14 protein-coding genes and 4 tRNA genes are annotated in these 17,992 nt (G+C 40.6%); 14 read left to right on the forward strand and 4 right to left on the reverse strand.

Annotated elements, in window-relative coordinates; genetic code table 11:
- Window positions 1–83: 83 nt before the first annotated feature.
- The gene (locus tag BuS5_RS17895; protein ID WP_027353579.1) at window positions 84–854 is read right to left on the reverse strand and encodes an SDR family oxidoreductase; all 771 of its coding nucleotides are present in this window, start codon (window positions 852–854) and stop codon (window positions 84–86) included.
- 210 nt (window positions 855–1,064) lie between these two features.
- On the opposite strand from BuS5_RS17895, the gene hisB reads away from it, so the two are divergent.
- The 7 genes from hisB to BuS5_RS17930 all read left to right on the forward strand — a co-directional run bounded on the left by hisB (window position 1,065) and on the right by BuS5_RS17930 (window position 8,166).
- Entirely contained in the window at window positions 1,065–1,652 is a 588-nt protein-coding gene (gene hisB / locus BuS5_RS17900) for an imidazoleglycerol-phosphate dehydratase HisB (RefSeq protein ID WP_027353578.1), read from the forward strand.
- Between the two features lie 17 nt (window positions 1,653–1,669).
- Window positions 1,670–2,341 (forward strand): hypothetical protein, encoded by a 672-nt coding sequence (locus BuS5_RS17905; protein ID WP_027353577.1) that lies wholly within the window; start codon window positions 1,670–1,672, stop codon window positions 2,339–2,341.
- Window positions 2,338–3,081 carry a 1-(5-phosphoribosyl)-5-[(5-phosphoribosylamino)methylideneamino]imidazole-4-carboxamide isomerase gene (gene hisA / locus BuS5_RS17910; protein ID WP_027353576.1) on the forward strand — a complete coding sequence of 248 codons (744 nt, stop codon included), beginning with the start codon at window positions 2,338–2,340 and terminating at the stop codon, window positions 3,079–3,081. The genes BuS5_RS17905 and hisA overlap by 4 nt, the downstream gene beginning before the upstream one ends.
- 100 nt (window positions 3,082–3,181) lie before the next feature.
- Window positions 3,182–5,023 (forward strand): DNA primase, encoded by a 1,842-nt coding sequence (gene dnaG / locus BuS5_RS17915; protein WP_198012219.1) that lies wholly within the window; start codon window positions 3,182–3,184, stop codon window positions 5,021–5,023.
- Window positions 5,024–5,045: 22 nt separating this feature from the next.
- Complete coding sequence (gene rpoD / locus BuS5_RS17920; protein WP_027353575.1) at window positions 5,046–6,812, forward strand: RNA polymerase sigma factor RpoD; 1,767 nt, start codon at window positions 5,046–5,048, stop codon at window positions 6,810–6,812.
- 65 nt (window positions 6,813–6,877) lie between these two features.
- Window positions 6,878–6,950 (forward strand) — tRNA-Ile (locus BuS5_RS17925).
- 79 nt (window positions 6,951–7,029) lie between these two features.
- Window positions 7,030–8,166 (forward strand): Nif3-like dinuclear metal center hexameric protein, encoded by a 1,137-nt coding sequence (locus BuS5_RS17930; protein WP_027353574.1) that lies wholly within the window; start codon window positions 7,030–7,032, stop codon window positions 8,164–8,166.
- A gap of 13 nt (window positions 8,167–8,179) precedes the next feature.
- Here the strand turns inward: BuS5_RS17930 and BuS5_RS17935 are convergent, their stop codons facing one another.
- Window positions 8,180–8,929 (reverse strand): N-acetylmuramoyl-L-alanine amidase family protein, encoded by a 750-nt coding sequence (locus tag BuS5_RS17935; protein WP_027353573.1) that lies wholly within the window; start codon window positions 8,927–8,929, stop codon window positions 8,180–8,182.
- 145 nt (window positions 8,930–9,074) lie between these two features.
- On the opposite strand from BuS5_RS17935, the gene BuS5_RS17940 reads away from it, so the two are divergent.
- From BuS5_RS17940 to BuS5_RS17970, 7 genes are all read left to right on the forward strand, one after another.
- A tRNA-Leu gene (locus BuS5_RS17940) sits at window positions 9,075–9,158 on the forward strand.
- A 42-nt stretch (window positions 9,159–9,200) separates the two neighbouring features.
- Entirely contained in the window at window positions 9,201–10,505 is a 1,305-nt protein-coding gene (gene tig / locus BuS5_RS17945) for a trigger factor (RefSeq protein ID WP_027353572.1), read from the forward strand.
- 32 nt (window positions 10,506–10,537) lie between these two features.
- The gene (clpP, locus tag BuS5_RS17950) at window positions 10,538–11,155 is read left to right on the forward strand and encodes an ATP-dependent Clp endopeptidase proteolytic subunit ClpP (RefSeq protein WP_027353571.1); all 618 of its coding nucleotides are present in this window, start codon (window positions 10,538–10,540) and stop codon (window positions 11,153–11,155) included.
- Window position 11,156: 1 nt separating this feature from the next.
- The gene (clpX, locus tag BuS5_RS17955) at window positions 11,157–12,401 is read left to right on the forward strand and encodes an ATP-dependent Clp protease ATP-binding subunit ClpX (RefSeq protein WP_027353570.1); all 1,245 of its coding nucleotides are present in this window, start codon (window positions 11,157–11,159) and stop codon (window positions 12,399–12,401) included.
- Between the two features lie 14 nt (window positions 12,402–12,415).
- Window positions 12,416–14,854, forward strand: a complete 2,439-nt coding sequence (gene lon / locus BuS5_RS17960) for an endopeptidase La (RefSeq protein WP_027353569.1) — start codon at window positions 12,416–12,418, stop codon at window positions 14,852–14,854.
- A 108-nt stretch (window positions 14,855–14,962) separates the two neighbouring features.
- Window positions 14,963–15,038, forward strand: a tRNA-Val gene (locus BuS5_RS17965).
- A gap of 32 nt (window positions 15,039–15,070) precedes the next feature.
- Window positions 15,071–15,149, forward strand: a tRNA-Asp gene (locus BuS5_RS17970).
- A gap of 51 nt (window positions 15,150–15,200) precedes the next feature.
- Here the strand turns inward: BuS5_RS17970 and ligA are convergent.
- Window positions 15,201–17,222 (reverse strand): NAD-dependent DNA ligase LigA, encoded by a 2,022-nt coding sequence (gene ligA / locus BuS5_RS17975; RefSeq protein WP_035264939.1) that lies wholly within the window; start codon window positions 17,220–17,222, stop codon window positions 15,201–15,203.
- Window positions 17,207–17,983, reverse strand: coding sequence for a nucleoside phosphorylase (locus tag BuS5_RS17980; RefSeq protein WP_198012218.1), 777 nt, complete (start codon window positions 17,981–17,983; stop codon window positions 17,207–17,209). Before BuS5_RS17980 ends, ligA begins: the two co-directional genes overlap by 16 nt.
- Between the last annotated feature and the right edge of the window lie 9 nt (window positions 17,984–17,992).

Here is a 17,992-nt window from a genome sequence, read left to right on the forward strand (position 1 = left end):
TACGCCTCCCTCGGGTTTTTACATCTATCCTTGTGTCAAAATCGGGTAATTATCTGAAAATCTATAGTGTCGCATTAGGTGTATCAGATTCTGACACCACCGCTAGCATCAATTGTAATACCCGTAATCATACCATTCTCTATAATATAAAGAGCTGTATGAGCCATTTCCTCAGGTTCACCCATCCGTCCGATTGGAATTATTTTTTTCCACTTTTCAAGGGCTTCCGGTTTCATATCCTTCATAACCATAGGCGTTCCTATGAATCCGGGGGCAATCGCAGCCGCTCTGATTTTGTATTTGGCAAGTTCTTTTGACCATACAACCGTCATCGCAGACACACCTGCTTTCGCAGCACTGTAGTTAGTCTGTCCCATATTGCCATGTCTGGCAATTGACGACATTGGGATTATAACCCCTCCGTTTCCGCAATTAATCATCTGCACGGCAGCTTCCCGTCCTGTAAGAAATACTCCTGTAAGGTTAACGTTGATAATAGCCTGCCACTGCTCTAGTGTCATTTTTTTTACAACTTTTTTTGTTTCACGATCAGCTTTAACCAAAACGCCATCACGTAGAATGCCTGCATTCAGTACCGCCACATCCAGGCGTCCGGTTTCTTCAACTACTTTTTGCATCAACGCTTCAACATTATCTTCCTTGGAAACATCACAAGGGATTCCGATTGCCTTGCCGCCATTATCGATAATTTTTTTTACAGCCTCATCAATTGGAGCTGCAGGTATATCCGTTATTATCGAGGTTGCACCTTTGGATGCAAATAATTCGGCCATTGCAAAGCCGATTCCCCCGGCACTTCCGGTTACGACAGCGGTTTTTCCATTTAAATTCATTTGTAACTCCTTTCTATTATTTAAGATTTATGAGTTTAAAAATATGAACAGATTGAAAACCAGTATCTAAATACTTAAAATACGAGTGATTGTCAATTCAAGATGGGATATTATTTTTTTACGCGTTTCAATCGTCTTGACTTTTTAAGAAGAACCGAATATTATTAAAGATTAAATTTTTTTGAAAAAGGTTAATATCATACATAAAATATGAAACGTACAGCTTCCATTAATCGTAATACTACAGAAACGCAAATAAACATTAGCCTTGATCTGGACGGGCAGGGAGATAGCAATGTATCTACCGGCATTGCTTTTTTTGATCATATGCTTATTTTATTTACAGTTCATGGTTTTTTTGATCTTAATCTTGCCGCGTCAGGTGATCTGGATGTGGATTTGCATCATACGGTTGAGGATGTAGGCCTTGTATTAGGCGGCGCTATAAACAAAGCCCTTGGAGACCGGAGGGGGATCAAGCGGTACGGGCATGCAGTTACCCCTATGGACGATGCGCTGACTTCAGTAACCATAGATCTGTCAAAACGGCCGTTTCTTGTATATAATGTTCCGTATACGATAAATGCTTCAGGCATTTTCGATATCCAGATTGCTAAAGAGTTTTTCAGAGCATTTACAATTAACGGTGGAATGAATCTCCATATAAACGTTTTATACGGTGAAAACCAGCATCATATACTTGAGTCAATATTTAAAGCCACAGGCAGAGCCCTTGATCAAGCCTCTATGTATGATGAACGTATAAAGAGTGTGCTGTCAACAAAAGGTTCTTTATAGTTTATACAGGCTCCATTATGAAAAAGATTTTTTCCAAATTGATGGCAGGTATGGCTTTTCTGGTGTTTTCAGCGTGTGCAGCGCAAGTAGATGACCCGGCTAAATTTTCTAAGACGGTTAAGATTAATAAACTGCTGATTTTACCTTTCAAGGATATGTCCGCTATTTATGGAAAGTCGAATTCTGTGCGGTGTCCTTTGTGCGGACGAGTCTATCTCACCGGAGAAGTGCCGAAAGGAGCCGCAGATTTTCTCACGGAACATCTTACAGGGATAATAAAAAGCCGTACTGATTTTACAGTTATCCCTGGAAATCACATTAATATCCTTTTACCCGATCCTGCATCCGGGGATGCTGCACAAAAGTCGGAACGTATGCTTTTGATTGAAGCGGTACGTATTGCTGGTGCTGATGCTGTAATTTCAGGATATGTTTATCGTTTCAAACAACGTGTAGGAACAGCCTATGCCGCGGAATCACCTGCTTCTGTCGCTTTCGGCGTTCATATGATCAATGGCTCTGACGGCAGGATGTTGTGGTCAGGTCAAATCGATGATACTCAACATCATTTAAGCAATAATCTGTTTGAAATAGCCTCTTTTTTTAAGAGAGGGGGCAGTTGGGTCACCTCGGAAGAGCTGGCTGTCTTGGGTCTTGAAAAGATTTTTAAAAAATTTCCGAAATCATGATTATAATTCCTGCAATAGATCTTAAGAAAGGTAAATGTGTACGTCTTTTACAAGGACGTATGGATAAAGAAACGGTTTTTTCAGACGATCCTTCAGCCATAGCCCTTAGGTGGGAAAAAGAGGGAGCTGGGATCATCCATATTGTCGATCTTGACGGAGCCGTGCAAAAGCAGCCGGAAAATTTTGATTCAATAAAAAAAATACTTGAAAATATTAACATTCCAGTTCAAGTCGGTGGTGGCATTAGAGATGAAAGTACTATTAAAATGTACCTTGATCTCGGAGTAGCAAGGGTTATTATAGGGACAGAAGCTATAAAAAATCCAAAAATGGTTAAAAAAGCATGCAGAGCATTTCCTGACCGTATTATAGTCGGTATTGATGCACGCAATGGACTTGTTGCTGTTGAAGGATGGACCCAAACGACCCAAATAAGAGCTGTAGATCTGGCAAAAGAATTTGAAAACAGCGGGGTGTCCGCTATAAATTTTACCGATATCCACAGGGACGGTATGCAGAGCGGACCCAATATTGAAGAGACTAGGCTGCTTGCAGAGGCGGTTTCAATACCAGTCGTAGCCTCGGGCGGAGTTTCCACGATAGAGGATATAAAAAATCTTCTTCCACTGCAGGAAGTCGGTGTCACAGGTGTTATTGCCGGCAGATCTCTTTATGCCGGTACCTTAAGCCTTAAAGAGGCTGTACAAGTATTACAAAATAGTTGCTTTAAGCAGATTTAAAGCGATTAGGTGTTTCTGAAAATCTATAGTTAAGGTTTCATCATACCCCTGTCATCTCTATCAATCTTGTCCTGCAAGTAAATTATGGAGGATGCTTTTCTTGGCGCAGTATATCTCCGAAGAGAAAATTTCCGAAATTATCAATGCATCAGATATTATAGAGGTTATATCTGATGTGGTTTTGTTGAAAAAGGCGGGTAGGGAACATATGGGACTTTGTCCGTTCCATGCGGAAAAGACCCCGTCGTTTACCGTTAACAGAGAGAAACAATTGTTTTACTGCCATGGCTGCCATGAGGGCGGAAATGTTTTTAATTTTTTGATGAAGCATAACGGGCTCTCATTTCCTGATTCCGCAAGAATGCTTGCCGGTAGATACGGTATAGATATACCCGACAGGCAAATGTCGGCCGGCCAAAAAAGAAGGGCAAATGAAAGAGATTACTTTATTGCCATCAACAGGGAGGCCGGAGATTTTTTTCGGCGATCACTGCTTGAGACTGATAAAGGCAATAAGGCTTTATCTTATTTGAATAAGCGAGGGATATCGCAAGAAGTTATTAATGATTTCCGCTTGGGTTATGCTCCTGATGGATGGAATAATTTTGTAACATATTGTTTAAAAAATAAAAAATCATTAAGCCTTGTTGAGAAGACTGGTCTTGTTATTCCCAAAAAAGAGAGCAGGGGTTTTTATGATCGTTTCAGGGATCGAATAATATTTCCGATCATCGATATAAATTCCCGTATAATAGGTTTTGGCGGACGGGTTATGGACGATTCAAAACCCAAATATCTTAATTCTCCTGAATCTGTTTTGTATAATAAAAGCAGATCCCTATATGGCATCAATATGGCAAAGGACGAATGCCGAAAAACCGGCATAGTCTATATAGTTGAAGGGTATTTCGACCTTATTGCGCTCTATCAGCACGGCATAAAGAATGTCGTGGCGACTCTTGGAACAGCTATGACTCTTGAGCATCTACAGCTGCTTAAGGGTTTTATTGGTAAAAATGGCAGGGTCCTGCTTGTTTATGATTCAGATGAAGCAGGGTTAAAAGCTGCCCAACGTAGCATCGGGATTTTTGATAAAGGATATGTTGACGCCAGGATTTTAAAACTACCTGATGGATACGACCCTGATTCATACATTTTTAATTTTGGTAAAGAATCTTTTCTTCAAGCCTCATCCCGCGCGTTGGCAGTTATACCTTTTTTAATAGAGTCGGCCGAAAAAAAATATGGGCTTTCCACAGAAGGTAAAATCAAAATAGTTACCGAATTATCAAAAATTTTGGCATCTGTTAATGATAATCTGGTAAGGGCTATATATATTAAGGAATTGGCAGAACGAACAGGCATAAGTGAAATGGCTATTATGGAAAGAATTAGACAGGCCAGGACAAAAAATCATACTCAATTTAACAAGCGATTTAAGCAATCGGGTGATACTGGGGGACCTTCAGGTAGTGATGGCTGGAATAGAAGAGAGTTTCGTATAGAAAGGCATATTATATCTATGATGCTTCAATTTCCTGATATTTTATCAGAAATCAGCAAAAAGAATGTGCTGGAATATTTCGAGGATACTTCCTTAAAGGCAGTCGGAAGGATTCTTTTGCAACAAATGGGCGGTGCAGGAAAAAAAGTTTCTGAGGTTATTGCTCTTATTGATGATAAAGTTGAAAAAAACATTATTATTGCTTTAGCATTAAAAAAAGAGCCATGGGACCTTAATGCCAGAACCAGTATGATTACCAAATTTGTTGACTTCCGGCGGAACAACAGAAATAATTTTATACTTAATAGCGTCAAAAAAGCTGAAGAGAACAATAATGATGAATTGCTCTTAAAATCTTTGATCGAAGGTAATCGCCGTTTAAAAAATTTAAAAGATAGCCAGGTTAAATTGAAAAAAAGAGGCCTTTACAATATTTAGAGTATGCAGGAGGCAAAGCTCTATGGCTAATGAATCCGCTCATAAACGGGAAAATGCTACAGAAATAACCACAAAAGCATTTAAAAGTCTTGTCGCCAAAGGTAAGGTGGATGGGTTTGTCACTTATGATGATATCAATAATGCCCTCGACGCTGATATCATAAATTCAGTGCAAATCGATAACATAATTATAATGCTTGAAGGGTGCAACATAAAGGTTGTAGACAAGAATAAAGTTAAAAAAGAGAAAAAAAGTAAGAAGATACAACCTGTCGATATGCAATTGCATGACGCCGTTAATGAGGACTTCGGTGGAGTGGCGGATCCTGTTAAAATGTATCTTCGTGAAATGGGGATGGTTACCCTTTTATCTAGAGAGGGCGAAGTCGAGATCGCAAAAAAAATTGAACAGGGGGAACAGGAAGTCTTAAGGGCTTTGCTAGATACAAAAATAAGCCTGGATTGTATTTTGTTTTTTGCCGAGCGAATTAAAAGTGGAGAAATGCGCCCTAAGCATGTCTTACGAGATCTTGATGAGGGTGATATGTTTGTTGACGAAATACTGCAGACCGAAAAATTTTTAGAATTAGTAGGGGTAATACGACAAATAAACGATCAAAATGAATCCTTGCGTGAAAAACTTTTTTCACCGGATCTTGATACTATGGATCGGCGCAAAACTATAAAGGCTATAGGTAGTGGAAATAATAAGATATTTTTGCTGCTTAACAGTTGGCGGCTTGGAAACAGGGTTATCGATACAATAGAGGAGCGGATAGGTCAGGAGTTAGACTGGTTTATAACAAGGCATGATCAAATCAAATATGAAGCAGATAAATTAAATATCTCTATTTCAGAACTTAGATCTGCGCTTGCAAATAAAGATTCTTTTGTCGAACTGTTAAGCGTTGGTTATGATCTTACACAACTTGAGATAGAATACAAGTTTTCAGCATTAACTAATATTGAAAGGGAAATAAGGGAAAAAGAATATGCTCTAAAAGCCGACCAAACGACTTTAGAAAAAATTACCTCAAAAATTAAAAAAGGACGTTTCACGGCCAAAATGGCCAAGAGAGAACTTACCAAGGCAAACCTGCGCCTGGTTGTCAGTATTGCAAAAAAATATACTAACAGGGGATTGCAATTTCTCGATTTAATTCAGGAAGGTAATATAGGTCTGATGAAGGCGGTGGATAAGTTTGAATATCGCCGCGGGTATAAATTTTCAACATATGCAACCTGGTGGATACGACAAGCCATCACTCGCGCTATAGCCGATCAGGCACGAACGATAAGGATACCAGTGCATATGATTGAAACCATTAATAAACTTATACGAACTTCAAGATGCCTGGTTCAAGAACTGGGGCGTGAACCTAAATCCGAAGAATTGGCCGAAAAGATGGAGATCCCGTTGGACAAAGTGCGTAAGGTATTAAAGATTGCAAGAGAACCTATTTCCCTGGAAACGCCTATCGGTGAGGAAGAAGATAGCCATCTTGGCGATTTTTTAGAAGATAAAAAGTTTATAATTCCTTCTGATGCCGCAGTCAGTCTCAATTTGGCTGAACAAACAAGAAAGGTGCTGGCCACTTTGACGCCAAGGGAAGAAAAAGTATTACGCATGCGATTCGGCATAGGTGAAAAAGCTGACCATACCCTGGAAGAAGTGGGGCAGGATTTTGCCGTAACACGTGAAAGGATAAGGCAGATAGAAGCCAAGGCCTTGAGAAAGCTCAGGCATCCGACCAGAAGTCGTAAATTAAAAAGCTTTATATCAAGGTAGCCCTTGACAAAAAAAACTTATAAAGTTAATTAAAACTCTTAGTATTTATTTTGGGTATTCATTCCGGGCCCATAGCTCAGCTGGAAGAGCCACCGGCTCATAACCGGTAGGTCCCTGGTTCGAACCCAGGTGGGCCCATAACATATAAAAGCGCGGTTGCATAAAAGTGACTGCGCTTTTTTTTGCTTTGACGAGTACAAGTTGAGGTAGTGGAACAGTGAAAGCCAGGGTAAGAGATATAATAAAAGTGATGCAAACTATAGCCCCTCACTACCTTACCGAGGAATGGGATAATGTTGGGCTGCAAGTTGGAGAAAAGGATTGGGCGGTAAAAAATATTTGGATCGCATTGGATCCTCTAGAAGAAGTAGTTGAAGCTGCGTGTAAAAAAGGGATTGATCTTTTAATAACACATCACCCCATGATATTTAAACCTTTAAAGTGCATTGACCTGTCAACCACTGCCGGTTCAATAATAAACATGGCTATTTGTAACCAGATGGCTATTTTTTCGGCGCACACAAACCTTGACAAAGCAAGGGGAGGTATAAATGATATACTTGCAGACATGATAGGGCTCAACAATTTGACAGTATTAAATAAACCGGTTGAAACGGAAAAATTCAAGCTGGTTATATATGTACCGTTAGAGTATGAAAAGCGAGTATTTGAAGCTCTCTTTGAATCAGGTGAGGGTAGAATAGGAAATTATACATGTTGTACATTCAGAAATCACGGTAAGGGAACTTTTAAACCCGGTTCCGGCTCAAAGCCTTTTACAGGAAAGATCGGCGAAATTTTTCATACTGATGAGTCAAGAATAGAATTGGTCGTTGAAAAAGACAACCTTAAACAACTTATCGATAATATCAGAAAACATCATCCCTATGAAACTTTGGGATATGATATTTATCCTCTGTTTGAACCAGGATTTGTATCAGAAACAGAATCCTCCGAAGGCTTGGGCCGTATAGGTGAAACAAATGGCAAGGTAAGCCTTTTATCATTGGCAAAAAATATTAAGGAGAAGTTAGGTTTAAAATATATCAAAATTGCAGGACGCCCGGATTTGACAATTGACAAGGTTGCAGTATGTTCGGGAAGCGGATCAAGTCTTATGGAAGACTTTTTGGCATCAGACGCTGAGGTTTATATAAGCGGTGACCTTGGTTATCATAATGCAAGAACTGCGGAAGCGGCAGGCCGTGGCTTGATAGATATTGGACATTTTGAATCGGAGCATATAGCTGTAAAGAATCTTGCCGAAAAACTCGGTAATATATTAACTGAAGCCGGTTTTGATGTTGGAATTAAGGCCTGCGATATGGAATCGGATCCATTTATGATTTTATGATTTGATATAGACTCTATTCTGCATGGGACGTTTCTAACAAGAATCTTTCTATACCCATGCTGATACATTTTACTAAACCCTGTAAATAGTTAGGGGTATTAAATTTTTTTTCTTCAGAAGGATTTGTTAGATAGCCTGTTTCAATTAAAACAGCGGGCATATCGGCGCCTTCAAGAATTAAAAGAGGTCTGTTTTTTACAATCACTTTGGGATAAAGTTTATATTCATAGATGCTTTTTTTAATTAATTCTGCCAGGAGTCCGCTTGCTTTTATATGTCTAATCTGAAGGTGATGCCATACGTTATCAGCGTCGGAAGAATACAGGTCTCTTGAAATAGGCCGCTCCTTTACTTCCTTAAAATAGAATATAACTATACCATCGGTATCATGAAGGAAGCTTCCGCCAGTGTGAATGCTTATAAAAACATCGGCTTTTAGATGGTTTGCGACAGCAGTTCTGCCATCAAGATCAATATGGTAGTCATCTGTCCTGGTAAGTGCAGTTTTATATTTATGACCAAGTTCCTCTGAAAGCATTAGAGCGAGTCTAAGGGCAACATCTTTTTCCATTGTGTTGCCGAGGCCTTTTGCTCCTATGTCATGCCCGCCATGCCCTGGATCCACAACAATTGTTTTTTGACTTTTATTGGTAATAATTTGTTTTGCCGCAACCGCTGCCGGAGTGGTGATGAAAGAGATTGCTGCGAGTATTAACGGGCTTAAAAAACAAATAATTATATAGCGCTTGCAGAAATTTTTCAAAGCCGTAACCCTTGATTTTTTCTTGACACTCAGGCTGTTTGATATTACTGTTAAAGCATTTTATTATAATATTGGAATCAAATCAACTTATATATTGCGTATAGCAGGTTATTGATTTTTATTTCAATAAATAATTATATTTTACGCGAGAGTGGCGGAATTGGTAGACGCGCTGGACTTAGGATCCAGTTCCGGCAACGGAGTGGGAGTTCAAGTCTCCCCTCTCGCATTTATATATTTGTTACTCAAAATTCATTTAGGATGGAATGCTATGGAAGTTAGTGTAGATGATTTAAGCTCTGTACAGAAATTGCTGCATATTGAGATACCTGAAGAAGATGTGATTGTTGAAATAGACAAAGCTTATAAAGATATTAAAAAAACGGCAAAAATAAAAGGTTTTCGCCAGGGCAAGGCTCCTCGCAATGTTCTGGAACAAATGTTTAAAAAAGATGTTCATAAAGATGTTGCATCCAAATTAGTTCAGAATTCAGTCTATCAGGCAATAAGTAAGGCCGAACTGAAAGCAGTAGGGAATCCGGTAGTTGAGCCTGCTGAGCTATCCGATACCGGACCTTATAAGTATGATGCGCATGTCGAAGTAATGCCTGAACTTGGTGATGTAGATTTCAACGGGTTGACCCTCAAAAAAAATATCTACAAAGTTACGGAAAAAGAGATCGAGATGCAGGTACAAATGTTGCAGAGAAATCTGGCGGAGCATAAAGCTGTTCAGGAAGACCGTGCAATCCGCAACCAAGATCTGGTTTTGTTGAATTACGCAGTCTTCAAAGATGGAATGCCCTTTAAAGAGGTGCCCAGCGCGGACAATTTTAAGCTGAAGATAGGTGAAGGTCTCATTTCAAAAGATCTTGATGAGGCTCTGATAGGTTTAAAACCTGGTGACAGCCAGTATGATATTGACATAAAATTCCCTGATAATCATTTTAAAGATATCCTGGCCGGCGCTGAAGTAACATTTAAAGTGAAAATTAATGAGATACTGGAAGAGGTTTTGCCTGAACTTGATGATGAGTTCCTAAAGAAGCTTGGCCAATTTCAGTCTTTTGATGATTTGAAAAATGCCGTAGCTGACAACCTAAAACAGGGTTATGGGGCCAGGGTTAATCAGGAATTAGGTGAACAGGTTTTTACAGCTATTTTAGCTAAAATGGACTTTGAAGTTCCTTCGGTCATGATTGAACATGAGCTGGATGGAATCATAGCGCCCATGTCTCAATCATATCCTGTAAAGGAGATGACCACGAATGAACTTAAAAGATTAAGGGATGATTTGGCGGTAAAATATCGCGGTCTTGCTGAACAGCAGGTGAAACGTCATATGGTGTTGACCACAGTTGCGAATCAGGAGAAGCTGACTCTTTCTGATGAAGAGGTAGAAGAAGGCTTGAGGGATATGTCTGCCAGATTGAACTTGCCTCTTGATGAAATAAAGAAAAGATATAGCCAGAACATGGGAAGTATGGAGCTTTTTAAGCAGACTTTGCTTGAAAAAAATGCTATGCGTCTTATTATAGAAAGAAGTACTATTGAAGAAGTTGAACCGGAAATATAGAATGTTAAACCAAACAAAGAAAGGAGATCACTGTGCCCTTGGTACCGATGGTAATAGAGCAAAGTAGCAGAGGTGAACGCGCTTATGATATCTATTCAAGACTGCTCAAAGACAGAATAATCTTTCTTGGGTCCGGCATAAATGATGAGATCGCAAATCTTCTTATAGCGCAGCTTCTTTTTCTGGAATCCGAGGACCCTGATAAGGATATCAATTTTTATATCAATTCCCCCGGTGGAGTAGTTACGGCCGGTCTGGCTGTATACGACACGATGCAGTATATAAAACCGGATATAGCGACGGTATGTATCGGCCAGGCAGCCAGTATGGGCGCACTTTTGCTGGCCGCCGGAGAACACGGCAAACGCTATGCATTACCCCATTCGCGTATTCTTATACACCAGCCCCTGGGAGGCTCACAGGGGCAGGCATCAGATATTGCTATTCAAGCCAAGGAGATTCTTCGTATGAGGGATTCCCTTAATAATATTCTGGCCTTGCATACCGGGAGGCAGATTGAACAGATCAATACGGATACGGATCGTGATTTTTTCATGTCAGGAGATGAGGCAAAAGAATACGGATTGATAGATCATGTAATGGCCAGCAGGAGTGATTTAGATAAGCTCACAAAGGCTGAGGAGGCTTAAAATGTCAAAAAAAGAAGATCCAAACGAAAATCTTTTTTGTTCATTTTGTGGAAAAAATCAGAAAGAGGTTACCAAGCTTATTGCAGGACCCGCCGTTTATATTTGTGATGAATGTATCCAGTTGTGCAGCGAGATAATCGAAGAAGAGAATGAGAAAGACGTGGATAGCACTGAGGCTCTGTTTGTCCCTAAAGAGATTAAAGAGATGCTCGACGATTATGTTATCGAACAGGAGGATGCAAAAAAGACTCTTGCCGTTGCCGTTTATAATCATTACAAGCGGCTCGATTCCACTGTAAGCTCAGGAGATGTGGAGATCCAGAAAAGCAATATTCTTCTTATAGGCCCCACCGGGTGTGGCAAGACCCTTCTGGCCCAGACCCTTGCCAGATTTCTTAATGTACCGTTTACCATTGCGGATGCCACCAGCCTCACTGAAGCCGGTTATGTTGGAGAAGATGTTGAAAATATTATCCTTTCTCTTCTTCAAAATGCTGATTACGATGTTGAGAAGGCAAAGCGGGGGATTGTTTATATAGACGAGATAGACAAGATAGCCAGCAAGTCCGACAATCCTTCTATTACACGTGATGTGTCAGGTGAAGGCGTTCAACAGGCGTTGCTCAAGATTATCGAAGGTACAACTGCCAGTGTGCCGCCCAAAGGAGGCAGGAAGCATCCCCAGCAGGATTTTGTAAAAGTCGATACTTCCAATATCCTTTTTATATGCGGAGGCACCTTTAACGGCCTTGATAATGTAATTCAGCGTCGAACAGGTTCCAAGGTTATGGGCTTTGGCGCTACGGTGGTAAGTAATAAAAAAGAAAAGATAGGTGCGCTCTTAAAAAAACTTCAACCCGAGGACCTGATTAAATATGGTCTGATACCTGAGTTTCTTGGCAGACTTCCTATTATAGCAACACTTGATGAATTGAGTGAAGAGTCCCTGGTAAGAATTTTGCTAGAACCAAAGAATGCTTTGGTTAAGCAGTTCCAAAAACTTTTTGAGTTTGAAGGGGTGGATTTAAAAATAACGGATAGCGCCTTAACTGCTATTGCGCAAAAGGCTGTTAAACGGAAAGCCGGCGCAAGAGGTTTGCGTGCAATACTGGAAAGCAGCATGCTGAATATCATGTATGAGATCCCTTCGATTCAGAATGTCAAAGAATGTGTTATTAATGAAGAAGTTATTATGAATGATGAAAAGCCTATGCTCGTATATGAGCAGACAAAAAAACAGGCTTAGAATTTGTGGTGAAAATGGCTAAATTTTTTAAAATTTCAGATGAACCCGATGAGGGGAATGTTTGTATTCCTTTGTTGCCCCTTAGGGATATTGTGGTATTCCCCCATTCAGTTGCGCCACTATTTGTGGGCCGCTCTAAGTCTATCAGTGCGCTGGCCGCAGCTATGAATCAAGATAAAAGTATTTTTCTCGCTACGCAGAAAAAAGCTGGTATTAGCAGCCCTGGCGAAAAAGATATCAGCCGGAAAGGAACTATCGGGAGGGTATTGCAGATTCTTCGTCTTCCTGATGGAACTGTAAAGGCCATGGTCGAAGGGAGCCGCAGGGCACGAATTATCCAGTTTTTAGATAATCAGGAGTTTTTCAAGGTTGAGGCGGAGCCGCTAACGGAAGTGGATGCCTCGGATCCTGAGCATATCGCTGTGGGCAGGGCAATAAAGGATAAATTTAAAGAATATTCCAAATTGAATAAGAATATATCGAATGATCTGAAAAACAATATTCTTGGTATCACAGATCTTGCCCGGTTAACAGATACGGTGTCGTCTCACTTTGCTTTTCCCATAGAGGAGAAACTTCGTCTTTTAGAAACCCAAAAAATCGCTGACCGGTTAAGCTTGCTTCTTGATTTAATGAAGGTTGAGATAGAAGTTCTTCGGGTTGATGAAAAGGTTAAGGGGCGTGTCCAGGATCAAATGGCGAAATCCCAGAAGAATTATTACCTTAATGAAAAGATACGAGCCATAAAAAAAGAGATGGGTGAACAGGATACTCCCTATGAGGAATTAGCTGAATTAGAGGAGGAGATTAAGAAAGCCAAGCTGCCTGAAGAAGCTCGTGAGAAAGTTGACCATGAATTCAAAAAACTCAAGCTGATGCCGCCTATGTCAGCCGAAGCTACTGTTGTTCGAGTATATATTGATTGGATTTTATCTCTTCCCTGGTTGAAAACCAGCGAGGTTGCGGACGATATAGGTAAGTCTGAAATTATCCTGGACGAGGATCACTACGGTCTGGAAAAACCTAAGGAACGTATTCTTGAATACCTTGCAGTGCAATTGTTGATACAAAAAATAAAAGGCCCTATTCTTTGCTTTGTAGGGCCTCCTGGTGTAGGAAAAACATCTTTGGCCAAGTCGGTTGCTAGGGCTACGGGAAGAAAGTATATTCGTCTTTCACTCGGCGGCGTAAGGGATGAGGCTGAGATTCGTGGTCACAGGCGGACGTATATAGGTTCAATGCCGGGCAAAATAATCCAGTCCCTGAAGAAAGCCGGTGTTAATAATCCCGTGATGTGTCTTGATGAAGTAGATAAAATGAGTATGGATTTTCGGGGAGATCCTTCTGCGGCGTTACTGGAGGTTCTCGATCCCGAACAGAACAATTCATTTAACGATCATTATCTTGATCTTGACTATGATTTGTCGGACATACTTTTTATAACAACAGCAAATACCCTCGATATACCTCTTCCATTGCAGGACAGAATGGAGATTATACAATTATCCGGTTATTCCGAGTATGAAAAATATCATATAGCCGATAAATTCTTGTTGTCAAAACAGATCTCGGTTAATGGGCTTGATGGTAATAATATTCGGTTTACTCCTAATGCTGTTCACAAAATCATACAGCGTTATACACGAGAAGCCGGGGTGAGAAACCTGGAGCGTGAAATCGCTTCTATTTGCCGTAAAATTGCCAGGGAAGTTGTCAATAATACTAAAGATAGTCAAGATACCACTTCATACAAAGTAACAGCTAATTCGGTGGTAAAATTTCTTGGTCCTCCCCCTTTTAAACATGGAGAGATCGAGAAAAATGATCAGATCGGAATGGTTACAGGTCTTGCCTGGACAAAGGTCGGCGGAGAATTGCTCAGCATCGAGACGTTAATTATGCCGGGTAAGGGTGAGTTGATTTTAACCGGCACTCTCGGCGATGTTATGAAAGAATCAGCCAGGGCGGCTGTGAGTTATGTGCGTTCCCGTTCAGAAATTCTCCAGATAGATAATGAGTTTTACAATAAATATGATATCCACATACATGTGCCTGAAGGAGCTACACCAAAGGATGGTCCTTCTGCCGGTATTGCCATATGCACTTCTCTTGTCTCCGCTGTTACAAAAAGATCAGCCCGCCGCGATTTGGCCATGACGGGTGAGATAACTCTCCTGGGGCGGGTTCTTCCCATTGGAGGATTAAAAGAGAAGATTCTTGCCGCTCATAGGGGGAGGATAAAAAAGGTTATCATTCCCAGGGAGAATGAAAAAGATTTAAAGGATATCCCTTCCAATGTTTTAAAACAAATAGAAATTATATTTGTTGAGAATATGGATGAGGTTCTTCCCCATGCGTTAGTAATCAGTCCGGGTGATAAATTTTTTACAAATAATGATATAAAGTTAGACATAATGGCTGATAATGTCGAGCAGAGTACCTCGATAAATTAAATAAAGGATAAATTAAATAAAAATATCTGAATGGCAAAAGTTTAATTTATTCTTGACATAAATATGTTTAGCTTGTATTATTCATTTTTTTCTAAATATTTTTTTTCTGGGCGGGTAGCTCAGTTGGGAGAGCATCGGCCTTACAAGCCGAGGGTCACAGGTTCAAGCCCTGTTCCGCCTACCATCAAAAAATAGTAAATATATAACATTTTTCAGGGGGGTGTAGCTCAGTTTCGGTTAGAGCGCTGGCCTGTCAAGCCAGAGGTCGCGAGTTCAAGTCTCGTCACTCCCGCCATAACAAATTCAAGGGGTTAGCAAATATTGCTGCCCCTTTTCTTTTGCCTAATCAAGAGTCAAGCATGGACTTGAATTTATCTTCATCAATGATTTTTATGCCAAGGGTTTTTGCGCGGGTTAGTTTGGAGCCTGCTGATTTGCCCGCAAGCAGGTAGTCTGTTTTGTGACTTAAGGAACTATTGACACGGCCGCCGGCGGATTCGATAATTTTCTTTATCCGGCTCCTCGTCCAGGTTTCAAGTACGCCGGTTATTACAAAAGCGCTGCCTTCAAGCGTACCTTTTTTTTTTGCAGATTCATAAATGACCTTTACACCGCTTTTAATAATGCTATTTATTATTTCCAGGTTTTTATCCTGCCTGAAATAATTGAAGATGCTTTCGGCCACAACCGGGCCTATCCCTTCCACAGCCTCTATCTCCTCAGGCAGCTTCTTTGCAAGCCCGTCAAAGCTGTTATAATGATCCGCAAGTATTTTTGCCAGGTGTTCACCCACATGACGTATGCCCAGCCCATAGATAAATCTGGAAAATGAGATTTTCTTACTTTTCTCAACTGCTTTTATTATATTTTTTGCAGAGATATCTCCCATACGGTCAAGGGTTTTCAGTTTTTCAATGTTTAGATAAAAAATATCCGCACATGAAGTGCAGATTTTTTTCTCTACAAGCTGTTCAACAAGTTTATCGCCAAGGCCTTCCACATCAAAGGCAGCTTTTGATGCAAAATGCTTTATCCTTTCCTTGATTTGTGCGGGACAATCTGTGTTTACGCATCTTGCAGCAGATTCATCTTTTTCACGTACAACTTCAGCTCCGCAGACAGGGCAGTTTGCAGGCATGGAAAATTTTTGTTCATCACCTGTGCGTCCGGAATCGATCACCTTTACAATTTCAGGTATTACATCCCCAGCCCGCTGTACCAGAACAGTATCTCCTGTTTTGATATCTTTGCGTTTGATCTCGTCTTCATTATGAAGTGTGGCCCTGGTGACATTAACGCCGGCTATATTTACAGGAGCAAGAATTGCGACAGGAGTCAGGACCCCTGTACGTCCCACCTGTACATCAATATCGATAATTTTAGTGGTTTCTTGCATGGCTGCGAACTTGTATGCTATTGCCCACCTGGGGCTCCTGGACGTTGCACCCAATGATTGCTGCATTTTCAGGCTGTCGACCTTTAAAACAACACCGTCAATATCATATGGCAGAGAATTTCTTTTTTCAGAAATTTCCCTGTAATACTCAATTACAGCCTTAATTGTCAGACCGGATTTTATAAGAGAGTTGATCCTGAATCCGAGTTTTTTTAAAATACAAAGATACTCCCAGTGTGATTCAGCAAAAATATTCGTTGCTCTTCCGATACCGTAAACGAAAATTTCCAGGGGCCTTTGCGCAGTTATTTTTGAGTCCAATTGACGCAGGGAACCAGCCGCGGCATTTCTTGGATTTGCAAAGATATTCAGGTTGTTCGCAAGCTGATTGCGGTTAAGCTTTTTAAATCCGGCATGTCCCATTACAACCTCACCCCTGACTTCAAGAAGGGCGGGTGTTTTGATTTTATCCGAATTTTGCAGGAGCAGGGGAACCGAGCGAATAGTTCTGATATTTTCCGTTATAAGCTCCCCCCTGGTTCCATCTCCGCGGGTTGAAGCTCTTGACAGCCTGCCATTTTCATAAACAAGCTCAACGGCTATACCGTCTAATTTAGGTTCTGCCGTATATAGAATCTCATCGCTTGTATTAAGATTTTTTTTTATTCTTTTATCGAACGTCAAGACGTCGCTGTCATCAAACCCATTATCAAGGCTGAGCATCGGAATGGTATGTTCCGTAGTTGCAAATACTGATAAGGGCGGGGCTCCTACACGCATGGACGGTGAATCGGGGCTTGAAAGATCGGGATAAGACTTTTCAAGCTCGATTAATTCTTTCATCATCCGGTCATATTCGGAATCGGATATTTCAGGATCGTCTTTAATATAATAGAGGTAATTATGTTTGTGGAGTTCTTTTCGTAAAAATTCGATTTTGCTGATTGTCAGTCCATCTATATTTTTTTGCATAAAGCGCTTAAACTCTCTATTATCTTTTTGCGGCTTTTTTTATATCGCGCTGCGCTGAAACCATGGCACCAAGTATATGTGGATAGTTCATCGGACACAACAAGTATTGCACTTGTTTCAACTCCCCTGTAATTGCCCACGGTAAAAAGAGCGGATGTTTCCATCTCTACTCCCAGTGCCCCCTTTTGCTGAAAGTATTTCACTTTTTCATAGGTCTCCATGAAGGCGGCATCTGTTGTCCAAATCATACCGGATTTAAAGTTAAGCCCGTTTTTTGATAATTCGTTTTTAATTATCTTGGTTAAATTATCAGAAGGGTATGCCAGGGCATCTTCGCCTTCATAATTTTCCGGCCAGTTTTTGGATGCCTTAAGCCACTGGCCATTATAATGTTTTGAGACACCTTCATCTATAATAGAGCATGTGGGAACTATAATATCACCTATTTTTGCACTTCGTGAAATAGCCCCGCATGAGCCGAAGAATATTATTTCACGAGCGCCCCAGGCAATAAGGGTTTCGAGCAGCAAGACGGCATATGATGCTCCGATTACCGGCCCTGCCAGGGAAAATGCTTGAGAAAAACCTTTACCGCAATAGAAGTTGCTATTCATAAGCAAGAAAGCAGCGTCTTGTTTCAGGTCAAGCAAGGAAGATAGCTTGTCAAGGTCATTTTTGTCACTTATAATAATGACACGGAAGCCGGGGTCCGGGGAATTTTTTCCTTTAACCGGATTAACAATAGAATAAGAATTGTTCATTTTTACCAT

Origin of the sequence: Desulfosarcina sp. BuS5 (assembly GCF_028752835.1) — a bacterium.
Classification (GTDB): Bacteria; Desulfobacterota; Desulfobacteria; order Desulfobacterales; family BuS5; genus BuS5.